This is a genomic window from Sphingomonas sp. FW306-1B-B10E, assembly GCF_058782005.1.
Window position 1 is genome coordinate 1 of sequence record NZ_JBYSXG010000056.1, and the last position, 12,988, is coordinate 12,988.

Below are 12,988 nucleotides of genomic sequence, written 5' to 3' on the forward strand. Positions count from 1 at the left end.
GTCAAGAGGCGCTGGAACGAAAAAGGAGCGGTCCCCAATCGCTGGGGACCTTGCGAGTCTAAATAGTGGCATGACGCCGGGAGGCGCCGCGCCTTGCGCCGGTGTCGAGATAGTAGATCGTTCTCGACAGAATCATTTAAAGTCTGTCGGTGCCGTATCTTGAGCGGTGGCGGACCTTGTTTCCGGAATTCGGTATGGAAGCGCCCGTTATCGCGGGCGGGTATATGTACAATCCCCACTTCTGGGTCTTTTTATCTTCAGGATCGTCGCAGACATTATCCTCAATCACGTTTCTGAGGCAATACTCGGCGAAGCTGATGCCTCCCATGTTTTGAACAGTAATCCCGCCACGATTATTCGAGATTGCCACGTTCCTTTTAAATTGGCCGTCCGCCTGGCGGATGAACAGAAACCCGCAAAGCTGGCATGATTTTGCAGTGTTGCCAATGAACACATTTCGGGATGCGGTGGCTGCGGGATAAGGATCTGCACCGATCATGTCATCGAGGACGCCGTAGCCGCAATCGATGAATGTGCAATCGCTTACGAGACTGTCACAGGGCGCCACGAGGCCGGCATGTCGAAAGCGCATCCCTGCATTTGGGCAATGGATGGCCGTACATCGAATGAACTGATTTCCCTTGCTCGGATTTACCGCAAAACCGCTTCCTTTGCCTTCACTGCGGCTTGCCGCCGCGACGGCACGACAATCCTGAAGTCGGCACCCGTTTGCATTTACATAGAAGCCGTCATCCTGCCAGCTTGAGGCTTCGCAATTCTCGTACGTGCCGTGCTCGGTGGCAACGTAATAACCCGTGTGAGAAGCTGCTACTGCGCAGTTCCGGACGGTTGAGTAGTCAGTAGCCATCGTAATCCCACGTGGCGTTCCGGAATTCGAGGGTTCTACCCAGGAACTTGCATTGCGCACCTTGCAATCACTGATCAGATTTCGATGCGGATCTTTTCCGGCTCGTCCAAAAAAACCGATGCCGGTGCCGACGTCCGACACCTGGCAGCGCTGAATTGAGGAGTCTCGCGCGTTGAGAAAGGCAATCCCGCTTTTGGCATAAACGGGGCCGACGCTGCCGACCGGCGTCTTGTGAAGACCTTCCACGCTGAGGTCCTTAACATGGAGATCCTGGTACACAGCATCCTTGCGTGTCGAGAGGATCCCGGGCGCAGGGAAGGCCGACCAAGTTTCTATGCTGCCGGTTTGTCTGATCCGGCTCCTCGTAGCCCCTCTCCCTTGCAGGGTAACATGCGATTCCAACAGGATCGGCACCGAGGTGTTGTAGGTTCGTGCTTCCAGCTGGACGATGCCGCCGCCTCGGGACTGAACTTCCTTGATGGCGCGGTTGATCATAGTGCCATCACAAGGGTCGTCGGGTCGGGCGACCTTCTCGACGCTAAGGATTGTGTCGGGGCCATCGCCGCCATGATGGGGAGCTGCAGTCCCGTCGCAAGCGGGAAGGACCGAAAAGGCCGCAATCGACGTCAACAGGTTCCGTCTTGAGATCGACACGAGGGGTTCCTATTTGGCGCCGTGACCGGTGAACACAATTTCGATGGTCTTGATACCGATGAGCACATCAAGCCAGACCGAAAAATTTTTCACATAATAAAAATCTAGGTCAAGCTTCGTTCTTACATCGGAAATGTCAGCGACATGACCTTGGTTGACTTGGGCCCATCCGGTAATTCCGGGTTTGATTATGTGTCTGTAATGATAGAATGGAATCTCTTCTTCGTACCACCGGGTGAGCGCCGTGGCTTCAGGGCGAGGGCCGATCATGCTCATCTCGCCCCGCAGGACATTCAGCAGTTGCGGTAGCTCGTCGAGTCGGGTGCGGCGAAGAAACGCGCCGAAGCGAGTGATCCTTGGGTCGCGATCTCTCGTCATCGCCATTTCGCGGAGGTTTGCTTCGGGGATGTCTCCTGCGACATACATGGTTCGGAACTTGAAGACGGTGAAAGGCCGGGCCCTGAAGCCGGTTCGTTCCTGACGGAAGAACACCGGTCCTGGCGAGTCGAGCTTGATCAATATTGCGATGATCGTGAAGATAGGGAGCAGCCCGATCAGCAAGACCGATGCGGCCAATGTGTCGATAACTCCCTTTGCCTTCAGATACAGGTCGTTCGGATTGAGGGAGCCGAGCGTATTTTCACCAAGATGCTCGATCTCGACACGTCCGGAGAGCTGCTCTGTGGCTTGCTTGATATGATACACAGGGACGCCCTCTAGTGCGAAGGCGGTCAGGCGGCCGCTCCATAGATCGTCATAGTCAGCATTCAGGTCTGCGACCACGCCTTCCAGAGGCGGGAGGGGTGCCGAGACGCAGTCGATGGGGTGCCAGATCACCCGCTCGAACGCCGGGGGCTGCGAGATCGTAGGGCCCAGCAGGATCCCCAACTTGATTGGCTTGTGGGCGACGTAACGGACATGAATGAAGATAAAGAAGGCCAGCGTCAGCATGAAGCTGGTGGCAAATTGCAATCGACTATAATCAAGTCGAAAGAAGAAGAGCACTGCTGCCAGAAATGCGAAAGCGAGTGAAAACGCCGTGATGATATACCCGCCGGATGAAATTCCAGGAAAAATATGCAGGCGCCGAAAGCCGAGGAAGCCAATGACGACAGCGATGCCGCTGCCGATTACAGTGTTATATTGAGTAGCCTGCTCGATGCTGACGCCGGCTACATAGGCTCGTACAATCGCCGGGAGAAGCACTGCAATGATCAGGCCGGCGGCGATCTGATACCGGGAGCGAAACAGCCGGGTCCAACGGTCGGTATGCACGGAAAGCCTCTGCCATGTGAGAGAAAGGCCGCCCTCAGGCGTAGATGCTTCAGATTGTGAGGCCTGAGTGTTCTTCATCATCAGTATACCTGGGCACCGAGGGGCAGTAGCGAGATCGGAAAGCAACCCGTGATCCACGCCGCCTCACCTCAGCCCGGCGGGCCTTGAGGGGGCACGTTCGTTTAGGCGACGAGGCGGGTTCGATAAAGCGCATCCAAACTCCTCCGGCCAAGGCGCCCATGGCATGGTCGCGGAGGAGTGACAAGCCAGCCACCCTCTCACTCCGGTCGTCCCGGGGTCAAGGCGCCGCTGCGCGGCATGCGGGATGGCGGTCGGCGCATTGGTTTCGTATGGGTAACACCCGCGGCTTTGTTGTGATACGGGCTCGACCATGACCTCGCTTTCGAAATCGCGTCGACATCGCTCGGGCCGCGCGCATCATGGATTTGCTTCGCTACGGGCCATGATCGGATGGCGCAGCATCACCGGGATGTCTTCCAATCTCTCCGCGCTGCTCCTCCTGTGGGTAGCATTATTGCTGCTGGGCGGAAGCTCGCGTGGCGACGTTGCGCAGCTCGTGCTGTTGCGCCCCTTGGCAGTTCTGATCGCTGCCTATGGGTTCTGGACGTTGCGCCGTGACCATCTCGCGTCTCACCGGTTTCTGGCATTCATGGCCGGCGCGATCCTCTTGTTGGTGATGCTTCACCTCGTGCCGCTGCCCTGGTCCTTGTGGAGCGCGCTTCCCGGGCGTGAGTTGATCGTCAGCCTGGACCAGGGCAGCACCCTTAAGGGGGGCTGGCGCCCCTTGGCCATGGCGCCGGCATCTGCCTGGAACGCCCTGTTCTCGCTGATGGTGCCGCTTGCCGTGCTGGTAAACGGGGTTCAGCTTTCGCGGGAGGAGCGCGCGCGCCTCGGCGCCTTCGTTCTCATTGGAGGCATCGCGAGCGCGATCCTCTCCTTCTTTCAGCTGTTCGCCACACCGAACGGGTTGCTCTATTTCTATACCATCCGCCTCGACGGTCCCGAGGCCGTCGGATTTTTCGCGAACCGCAATCATCAGGCGCTGCTGGTCGCCGCGATGTTCCCGCTCCTTGCGGCGTTTGCCGCGCGCAGAGGCGTGAGCGCGACCCACGACGAACGGCGGGCGCTGATCGCCTTCGCGCTTGGGTTGTTCTTGATCCCTCTTCTGATCGTCACCGGCTCGCGCGCCGGACTGGTCGCCGGCGTGATCGGGCTGGCCTCGGCGCCTTTGATTTACGCGCGGGGCGCCAAGATCCGGCGCCGTGAGCGCCGCGTTTCGCGCGGGTGGATATATGGCGGCGGCGCCGCGGCCCTTCTCGTCGTTTTCGGTCTGGTCATGGCCGCCAACCGGTCGATTGCCATCCAGCGCCTGATCGCCTCTTTGTCCCAGGAAGATCAGCGCTATGGGCGCTGGGCAACGATTGTCGACAACCTCGGGCGCTTTCTTCCTTTTGGCTCGGGAGTCGGCTCGTATCAGTCGGTGTTCCAGAGTTTCGAACCCCGGGCCAGCCTAACGGCCACCTATTCGAACCATGCGCACAACGATTGGCTGGAGGTGCTCCTTACCACAGGCGTTCCAGGAGGAATCTTGTTGCTGGCCGGCGTGGCCGCCTTCATCGTGGCACTGGTTCGATTCCTCCGGTCATCCGATCGGGGGCAGGTGCCGGCGTATCATCTGGCGGCTCTATTAGTGATTTTGATGATCGCATTGGCGAGCCTTGTCGACTATCCGGTGCGCGCGCCCCTCATAAGTGCATTGCTGGTAATGGCTTGCCTTTGGGCAAGTGCAGATTGTAGGGCGTCCACGGAACGCGGGGAATTGGGCGCGGAGCGCCTGAGCTAACGAAAGGTGTCGAGTGAAAACGCTTCTGGCGCGAGTCGCTCTGGCTTGCTGTTTGTCCTTGGCTGCGTGCGCTGGCCCATCCCTGAAGTCGGGCGGTGGCGTGACCCCCGTCGCCTCCAACGAGCTGCCGGTGCCCGTCCGGGCGGATTTGATGTCTGCCGAGCAGCCTTATTATGTCGGTCCTTTTGATGAGATTTCGATCGACGTGTATGGCGTCGAGGAGTTGAGCAAGCGGGACATGCAGGTTGACGCCAGTGGTCGCCTGTCGTTTCCGATCGTCGGAGTTGTCGAGGCGAGCGGAAAGTCTCCCGCGGAGATCTCGCAGGAAATCGAGGCTGGGCTTCGCCGGCGGTTTTTTCGAGACCCAAAGGTGACCGTGAACCTCAAGAAAATCGTCAGCCAGACGGTGACGGTTGAAGGCGAGGTCAAAGAGCCCGGCATGTACCCTGTGATCGGTCGGACATCGTTAATGCGAGCGCTCGCTACTGCAAAGGGGACGACCGAGTTTTCGAAACTTAGTGACGTGGTCATCTTTCGGACCGTCCAGGGCCAAAAATACGCGGCTCTCTACAATCTGAAGGCGATCCGTCAGGGTGCGTATCCGGACCCAGACGTCTATGCCAACGACGTAATTACCGTCGGCGATGCGCGCGGGCGCAGATTGTTCAGGGATATCCTGCAGATCGTTCCCTTGCTGACATACCCCATCGTTGTAGCGCTTCAAAACTGAGCAAAGATCTTTTGGATGTCAGGCGATCACTATTTCAATGACAACGGCTTCAAACATGCATTCGCCTGATCACCTTGCGCGCGCCGGTGCTCAACTGGTAACCGAGCAGCGTGGTATCATGCCGCCGATGCTACTTCGCTATTGGCAGTTGGCGATGCGTCATCGTTGGGTGGTGCTCGGCATCGTATCTGCGTGCTTCTTGGCGGGTCTCGTCATCACGCTGCTGATGTCGCCCCGCTATACGGCGAAGGCGCAACTGGAGATCAGCCGAGAGCAGAAGCAGATCACGAAAGTCGAGGGATTGGAGTCCAACCAAGCGGGTCAGGACAACGAATTCTACGCCACGCAATATGCTCTGCTGAAGGCGCGCCCGATTGCGGAAAAGCTCGTTCGGGAGCTGCGCCTCGGTCGCGACCAGGCATTTTTTGATGCGAATGGCTATCAAGGCTTCCTCGACAAGCCTGAGGTCAAGGGCAATCCGGGGGCAGCGGATCGCGCAGCGGTCGGCCTGTTGTTGACCAACATCAAGGTTACGCCGCTTCGCACCTCACGGCTGGTGGATGTCAGCTATACCAGCCGCTCTCCGGAGCTTTCGGCCAAGATCGCCAATGCCTGGGTGCAGGGCTTTATCGCGTCCAACATCGACCGGCAGATCGCCTCGACGGCAGATGCCCGCCAGATACTCGAGCGGCGCCTTGAGACCCTTCGTGAACGGCTCGAGCAGTCCGAGCGCCGTGCGGTAACTTTCGCGACCGAGAACAACATCGTCACGCTCGATCAGACGCGGGATGAGAGTGGTCGTACCCAACCCAATCGCACGCTCGCTGCGATCAATTTGGAGCAGTTGAATCAAGCGCTTGCGCGGGCCACCGAGGCTCGAGTCCAAGCGGAGAGCCGTCTGCGCTCCAGCGGCGAACTCGGCGCAGAATCGGTCGAGAACGCCACTTTGACTAGCCTGCGGCGTGATCGCGCCGAAGCGGCGGCTGAACATGCCAAGCTTATGGTTCAGTTCGAGCCCGACTATCCCCCTGCTCGTGGCGTCGCCGAGAAGATCAAGGCATTGGATGCTGCGATTGCGCGCGAGACGCGCAGAATTTCGGGTAGTCGAGACCAGGTCTATCGTGAGGCGGTGGCGCGCGAGGGCGATTTGCAGGCACGCCTGAGCGAGTTGAGGAGCCGGCTCGATACCCAGCAGCGGGCCAGCATTCAGTATTCGGTTTACCTTCGCGATGCCGATACGAACCGGCAGCTTTATGATGCGCTTCTTCAGCGCTACAAGGAAATCGGTGTTGCCGGGATGGTTGGCGCGAGCAACATCGCCGTCGTCGAATCTGCCCAGTTACCTACCTCGCCTTCTGCACCCAGTCTGACGATCAATCTGGCCTTGTCACTATTGATCGGCGGTGTGCTCGCGGCCCTCACTGTCTTTGGGCTTGAGCAGATCGATGAAGGGGTTCGTGAACCCGGGCAGGTGCAGAGTGATCTCAAAATGCCGCTGCTCGGCGCGATTCCGACTGCGGAAGAATCGTTCGAGACCGAACTGCTCGACATCAAATCCCTGGTCTACGAAGCGTATTTCAGCGTCCGCTCGAATCTGAGTTTCGCTACGTCCCATGGCGTTCCGCGGACGTTGATGGTCACGAGTTCGCGGCCGGGCGAAGGCAAGAGCTCGACGTCGCTCGCGTTGGCCGTCGTGCTGGGCCGTACCGATCGCTCGGTATTGCTGGTCGATGGCGACATGCGCTCGCCGTCAGTCCATGAACTCGTCCAGCGGGACAATCCGGCAGGTCTCAGTAATTTGCTTTCCGGCCAGAACGAGTGGCGTTCGCTGGTCCACGAAACGGCGTTGAAGAACGTGTCGGTGCTGACGTCGGGGCCTGTGCCCCCAAGCGCGGCCGAATTGCTGAGCGGTGAACGTCTGTCCGCGCTGCTGGCCGAGTGGCTGCAGGTCTACGACCACGTCATAATCGACTCTCCGCCGGTTCTCGGCTTGACCGACGCACCCTTGCTGTCCCGTGCCGTCGAGGGAACGGTCTTTGTCGTGGAATCCCATGGAATCGCGGTTCGTGCGATCCGTGCCTCGATCGACCGGTTGCGGATGGGGCATGCCAACATTTTCGGTGTCGTATTGACCAAGGTGGCACAGCATCGCTCGGGCTATGGTTATGGCGGCGGTTATGGCTATGGTTATGGCCGGCGCTACGGCGCGGCGTCTGCAGAATCCTGATCTCGATGTTGCGTTTCACGCGCTTCAGTTTAGGTTTTGTTTCCTTCTGGGGCTTGGCAGTTGTTGTCGCGTTCATAGCGGGCGGGAATGCGGCTTCGCAGACCTTTCGTGGCGCCAGCCATGATCATATAGTGGTCTTCAGTGCGAACGACGCCGAGGTGCTGGCCAAGCAGTTCGACCAGATGTTTGTCGCGGGCAAGGGTGAGATCAAGGTTCCTGCTCGGTGGCGAGATGCCGCCTTGCGGGTCCTCTCGCGGAACCCTCTCGAGGCCGACGCACTGCGTATCTTCGCGCTTTCTTCGTTCATGGTGGACCAAAACCTGAGTGTCGCGCGTGCGCGAATGCGCCTGTCGGAGAACGTGTCGGCGCGGGATCTATCGACACAACTCTGGCTGCTCGAGGACGCGGTAACTCGCGAGGACGTCGCCGAAGTGCTCAGGCACTACGACCGCGCCCTGTCAGCGCATCCGAATAGCAGGGAATTGTTGTTTCCCGTGCTTACTGCCGCGGTTTCGGATCCGACGATCCGTCGCGACCTGTCTCCCTATATCAAGGCAAACCGGCCTTGGGCCTATGATTTTATAGGGATAACCATCGATCAGGCGGCGAATCCAGCCGACGTCGCAGACCTGCTAACGAGGATGGGCGGAAGCCGGGCGGTTCCGAGCGATCGTCCTCTAGAGACGATGATGCTCAACAAGCTTGTTTCAAAGAATCAGGTCGATGTCGCCTATCGCTATGCTCAGGGAATGGTGAGCACGAGGGAGGCACTGGAGTCCTTGGGTCAATTCGGCTTTTCCCCGGCGGCCATGCGGGCTGATCTGCGGCCGTTCACGTGGAGCACGGTCGAGGATCTCGGTATCGAAACCCGATTCGAGGAAAAGGTGGGACTGACGGTGGCGGCGGGCTCGGGTACCGGCGGTATAGCCGCTGATCGCGTCTTCGTACTCGCGCCTGGCGCTTGGCGCTTCGAGCAGCAGATCGAAATGCCCCGCCTTTCACCGATGGCGCGAGCCTTCTGGACGATCTTCTGCCTGACGGACCAGGGCCCACGCGAGATGTTGAAGGACGAAATCCCTCAGCAGCCGGGGGACCAGCGTCGTGGGCTTAAGCTGACGATCGCCGAGGAGTGCCGCGCGACACAGTTCAGATTGACAGTTCGCGGCGGGGACGCACAGGAAGATTCCACGATCACCATCCGCAGTGTCGGTTTGGCACGGATATAGACAATCGCGAGAGTCACGGTTGCCGGCAAGATTACGGCAAGGGACCTTTGCGTCAGTTGATTAAGGAGGTTTCGTTTGGAACTGCGGGGTAAGATCGCCGTCATCGGCCTTGGCTATGTCGGCCTTCCGCTGGCCGTCGAGTTCGGGAAATCGCGTTCAGTCGTCGGCTTTGACATTTCCGCGGCACGTGTCGCCGATCTTCGCAAGGGGATCGACACGACCCTTGAGGTGGATGCGGAGGCATTAAGCGCCGCCTCGGGACTGGAAGTCACGGATGATGTCGCCCGTCTCAGCGAATGCGACATCTTCATCGTCACGGTGCCTACGCCTATCGATGAGGTCAATCGACCCGATTTGGCGCCGCTCGTGCGGGCGAGCGAAACGGTCGGCAAGGCGATCCGCAAGGGTGCCATCGTCATCTATGAGTCGACCGTCTATCCCGGCTGCACCGAGGAGGTCTGCGTTCCTGTGCTCGAAGCGCATTCGGGCCTTCAGTACAACACGGACTTTTTTTGCGGCTATAGTCCCGAACGGATCAATCCGGGGGACAAGGTCAACACGCTGACGAAGATCCGCAAGATCACCAGCGGCTCGACGCCCGAGATCGCTGAGGCCGTGGACGCGCTATATGGCTCGATCATTACGGCAGGAACCTTCAGGGCCAGGTCCATCCGGGTCGCGGAAGCGGCAAAGGTCATCGAGAACACTCAACGGGATCTCAACATCGCGCTGGTGAACGAGTTGTCGGTGATCTTCGATCGGCTCGGCCTCGATACGGTCGATGTGCTTGAAGCAGCGGGCAGCAAATGGAACTTCCTGCCTTTCAGGCCCGGCATGGTCGGGGGGCACTGCATTGGCGTCGATCCTTATTATTTGACGCACAAGGCCGAAGCTGTCGGCTATAATCCGCAAGTGATCCTGGCCGGCCGCCGGATCAATGACAACATGGCGCGCTATGCTGCGCGCTCCGTTGTGCGGCGGATGTTGAACAACAATATACATGTTGCAGGAAGTACGGTCGGTATATTGGGCATTACCTTCAAGGAGAATTGCCCTGACATTCGCAACAGCAAGGTGATCGATCTAGTTCGGGAACTGCGCAACTGGAATGTCAACGTGGTCGTTGCAGATTCTTGGGCGGATGCCGACGAGGTTCGGGCCGAGTACGGGATCGACCTCGTCCAGATGGATGACCTGTCGCCCGTGGACAGCCTCATCGTCGCGGTAGGGCATAGCGAGTATCGCGCGCTGACCCCCGCGGCACTACGCGCACTTTGTGGAAGCCCGCGGCCGGTGCTTGGTGACCTCAAGTCCCTCTACGAACGGAGCGATGCCGAAGCGGCAGGTTTCTCCGTTTTCCGTTTTTGAAACCCAGTTCGAAAGATCATCATGCTAAAGATTTTTGAACCGATAACTGGGCGCAAGATCCGCATCGGCGTTGTTGGATGCGGTCGCATTTCGAAGAATCACTTCGGATCGATCGAGGCTTATCCGGAGGATTTCGAACTTGTCGCGGTGTGCGACATCGATCCCGAGGCACGGCGCGCGCGCGAGAATGAGGCCGTGCGTGGCTATGCCAGCATGTCGGAGATGCTGGATCGGGAGCAGCTGGACGCGGTTGCTCTCTGCACCCCGAGCGGACTGCACGCTGAGCAGGCCGAATTGGCGGCGAGCCATAAGGTACATGTGATCACCGAAAAGCCGATGGCGACGCGGATGGGAGATGGTATCCGCATGGTGAAGGCATGCGACGACGCCTCTGTTCGCCTCTTCGTAGTTAAGCAGAATCGCCGGAACGCGACGCTGCAGTGGCTCAAGCGCGCGGTGACCGAGCGGCGGTTCGGCAAGATCCATCTCGTCAACCTGAACGTCTTCTGGACCCGTCCCCAATCCTATTACGATCAGGCGAAGTGGCGTGGAACCTGGGAGTTCGACGGCGGCGCCTTCATGAACCAGGCGAGCCACTATGTGGATCTGCTCGATTGGTTGATCGGCCCGGTCGAGAAGGTGCACGCGATGATGAGCACCACGCGAGACATCGAAGTCGAGGATACCGGCGTGCTGAACATCCGCTGGCGTTCGGGCGCACTTGGCTCGATGAGCGTGACGATGCTGACCTACCCGAACAATCTGGAAGGAAGCATCACCATCCTCGGGGAAAAGGGTACCGTCAGGATCGGGGGTGTCGCAGTAAACGAGATCCAGGTCTGGGACTTTGCCGACAGCGCGCCCTATGATGCCGAGATCGCAAACGCCAGCTATGAAACCACGTCGGTCTATGGCTTCGGCCACCCGCTTTACTATCGCAATGTCGTGGAGGCACTGCGCGGCGAGGCCGAGCCGGAAACCGATGGACGGGAAGGGCTGAAATCGCTGGAATTGCTGGTCGCCGCTTATCTGTCAGCTCGCGACGGCAAGACCGTGTCGCTCCCGCTCGAATATTGATCGGGGCCGTTATGGGTGAGATTCACGCTACCGCTATCGTTGATGAAGGGGCTGCGATCGGGGCGGGCACACGGATTTGGCATTGGGTGCATGTTTGCGGCCAGGCGCGGATCGGTCGCGGCTGCTCGCTCGGACAGAATGTATTTGTCGGCAACGACGTCGTGATCGGCGACAATTGCAAGATCCAGAACAACGTCAGTGTCTATGATGCAGTGACGCTGGAGGACGACGTGTTCTGCGGACCGTCGATGGTCTTCACCAACGTGTACAACCCGCGCTCCGCGGTCACCCGCAAGGAAGAATATCGTCGTACGGTCATTCGCCGAGGAGCCACGCTGGGCGCCAACGCGACGATCGTCTGCGGAGTCACCGTCGGTCAATACGCCTTTGTCGCCGCCGGCGCCGTGATCAATCGCGACGTCAAGGATTATGCCCTGATGGCAGGGGTTCCCGCGCGGCAGATCGGGTGGATGAGCCAGCACGGCGAAAGGCTCGATCTTCCGCTCGAGGGAGACGCCACTGCGACCTGCGAGATTACCGGTACTGTTTACACTCTGAAGGACGGCATCTGCTCATGTTGAACCCCATTCCCTTCATCGATCTGAAGAGTCAGTATGCCCGCATCAAGACGGAAGTCGATGCAGGCATCGCCGCGGTGCTCGATCATGGCCAGTACATCATGGGCCCTGAGGTGGGGGCGCTCGAGGAGGCGCTGGCCGACTATGTCGGCGTCAAGCATTGCATCGGGGCAAGCAGCGGCACGGACACGTTGCTGATCGCGATGATGGCGTGCGGCATCGGTGCCGGCGATGAGGTCATCACGTCACCGTTCACCTTCATCGCGACCGGCGAGATGATCGCACTGATCGGCGCGAAGCCTGTCTTCGTCGACGTCGATCCGCGCACCTACAACATCGATCCCGACAAGATCGAGGCGGCGATCACCTCCCGGACCAAGGCGATCATGCCTGTCTCGCTCTACGGCCAGTGCGCCGAGATGGACGCGCTCAATGCGATAGCCGACAAGCATGGTCTCGTCGTCATTGAGGACGCGGCGCAGTCCTTCGGGGCGACGTACAAGGGGCGCCGCTCCTGTGGTCTTTCCCAAATCGGTTCGACCAGCTTCTTCCCTTCCAAACCGCTGGGCGCCTACGGCGATGGTGGCGCGCTGTTCACCAATGACGACGCTCTCGCCAAGCTGATGCGCGAGATCCGCGTCCACGGCCAGGATCGTCATTATCATCATCCGCGTCTCGGCATTAACGGGCGGCTCGATTCCATTCAGGCGGCCGTGCTCCTCGCTAAGCTGGCGATCTTCCCTTCAGAACTGGAAGCGCGTCAGCGGATCGCAAAGGCGTATGACGAGCGGTTCGCCGGCAAGGCGGTGACGCCGTTCGTCGAAGCGCACAACGTCTCGGCTTATGCGCAGTATACGCTGCTCGTGCCCGATCGCGCGGCCACGCAGCAGACGCTGAAGGACAAGGGCGTGCCCACCGCGGTTCATTATCCGGTACCGCTCAACCTACAGCCGGTTTTCGAGTATCTGGGGCAACCCGAGGGCAGCTTGCCGGTGGCGGAGGACCTCGCGAAGCGCGTGATCAGCCTGCCGATGAGCCCGTATCTCACCGACGAGCAGATCCAGCGGATCGCCGGCGCCGTTCTCGAGACGCTTTGATCTGCTCTCGGCATCGCACCGGCG

At 59.5% G+C, this 12,988-nt stretch carries 10 protein-coding genes; 8 read left to right on the top strand and 2 right to left on the bottom strand.

Annotated elements, in window-relative coordinates; genetic code table 11:
- Positions 1-136 precede the first annotated feature (136 nt).
- Both AC3WJI_RS17825 and AC3WJI_RS17830 read right to left on the bottom strand, forming a co-directional pair.
- On the bottom strand, positions 137-1,363 hold the full coding sequence (locus AC3WJI_RS17825; protein ID WP_492758634.1) for a right-handed parallel beta-helix repeat-containing protein: 1,227 nt from the start codon (positions 1,361-1,363) through the stop codon (positions 137-139).
- Positions 1,364-1,531: 168 nt separating this feature from the next.
- Complete coding sequence (locus tag AC3WJI_RS17830; RefSeq protein WP_492758635.1) at positions 1,532-2,878, bottom strand: sugar transferase; 1,347 nt, start codon at positions 2,876-2,878, stop codon at positions 1,532-1,534.
- A gap of 310 nt (positions 2,879-3,188) precedes the next feature.
- Between AC3WJI_RS17830 and AC3WJI_RS17835 the strand changes: the two genes are divergently transcribed.
- From AC3WJI_RS17835 to AC3WJI_RS17870, 8 genes are all read left to right on the top strand, one after another.
- Entirely contained in the window at positions 3,189-4,661 is a 1,473-nt protein-coding gene (locus AC3WJI_RS17835) for an O-antigen ligase family protein (RefSeq protein WP_492758636.1), read from the top strand.
- A gap of 100 nt (positions 4,662-4,761) precedes the next feature.
- Positions 4,762-5,391, top strand: coding sequence for a polysaccharide biosynthesis/export family protein (locus tag AC3WJI_RS17840; protein WP_492758637.1), 630 nt, complete (start codon positions 4,762-4,764; stop codon positions 5,389-5,391).
- 55 nt (positions 5,392-5,446) lie between these two features.
- Positions 5,447-7,618 carry a GumC family protein gene (locus AC3WJI_RS17845; protein WP_492758638.1) on the top strand — a complete coding sequence of 724 codons (2,172 nt, stop codon included), beginning with the start codon at positions 5,447-5,449 and terminating at the stop codon, positions 7,616-7,618.
- A 5-nt stretch (positions 7,619-7,623) separates the two neighbouring features.
- Positions 7,624-8,844 (top strand): hypothetical protein, encoded by a 1,221-nt coding sequence (locus AC3WJI_RS17850; RefSeq protein WP_492758639.1) that lies wholly within the window; start codon positions 7,624-7,626, stop codon positions 8,842-8,844.
- A gap of 75 nt (positions 8,845-8,919) precedes the next feature.
- A complete protein-coding gene (locus tag AC3WJI_RS17855; RefSeq protein WP_492758640.1) occupies positions 8,920-10,212 on the top strand; it encodes a nucleotide sugar dehydrogenase in 1,293 nt (430 codons plus the stop codon).
- 21 nt (positions 10,213-10,233) lie between these two features.
- A complete protein-coding gene (locus AC3WJI_RS17860; protein ID WP_492758641.1) occupies positions 10,234-11,289 on the top strand; it encodes a Gfo/Idh/MocA family protein in 1,056 nt (351 codons plus the stop codon).
- On the top strand, positions 11,286-11,870 hold the full coding sequence (locus tag AC3WJI_RS17865; protein WP_492758642.1) for an acyltransferase: 585 nt from the start codon (positions 11,286-11,288) through the stop codon (positions 11,868-11,870). Before AC3WJI_RS17860 ends, AC3WJI_RS17865 begins: the two co-directional genes overlap by 4 nt.
- A complete protein-coding gene (locus AC3WJI_RS17870; RefSeq protein WP_492758643.1) occupies positions 11,864-12,964 on the top strand; it encodes a DegT/DnrJ/EryC1/StrS family aminotransferase in 1,101 nt (366 codons plus the stop codon). The genes AC3WJI_RS17865 and AC3WJI_RS17870 overlap by 7 nt, the downstream gene beginning before the upstream one ends.
- The last annotated feature ends 24 nt before the right edge of the window (positions 12,965-12,988 follow it).

Excerpts from the sequence above, each read along its gene's own strand:
- AC3WJI_RS17825 (WP_492758634.1), bottom strand. The coding sequence starts at position 1,363 with ATGATCAACCGCGCCATCAAGGAAGTTCAGTCCCGAGGCGGCGGCATC.
- AC3WJI_RS17860 (WP_492758641.1), top strand. The coding sequence starts at position 10,234 with ATGCTAAAGATTTTTGAACCGATAACTGGGCGCAAGATCCGCATCGGC.
- AC3WJI_RS17830 (WP_492758635.1), bottom strand. The coding sequence starts at position 2,878 with ATGATGAAGAACACTCAGGCCTCACAATCTGAAGCATCTACGCCTGAG.
- AC3WJI_RS17835 (WP_492758636.1), top strand. The coding sequence starts at position 3,189 with ATGACCTCGCTTTCGAAATCGCGTCGACATCGCTCGGGCCGCGCGCAT.
- AC3WJI_RS17845 (WP_492758638.1), top strand. The coding sequence starts at position 5,447 with ATGCATTCGCCTGATCACCTTGCGCGCGCCGGTGCTCAACTGGTAACC.
- AC3WJI_RS17850 (WP_492758639.1), top strand. The coding sequence starts at position 7,624 with ATGTTGCGTTTCACGCGCTTCAGTTTAGGTTTTGTTTCCTTCTGGGGC.
- AC3WJI_RS17870 (WP_492758643.1), top strand. The coding sequence starts at position 11,864 with ATGTTGAACCCCATTCCCTTCATCGATCTGAAGAGTCAGTATGCCCGC.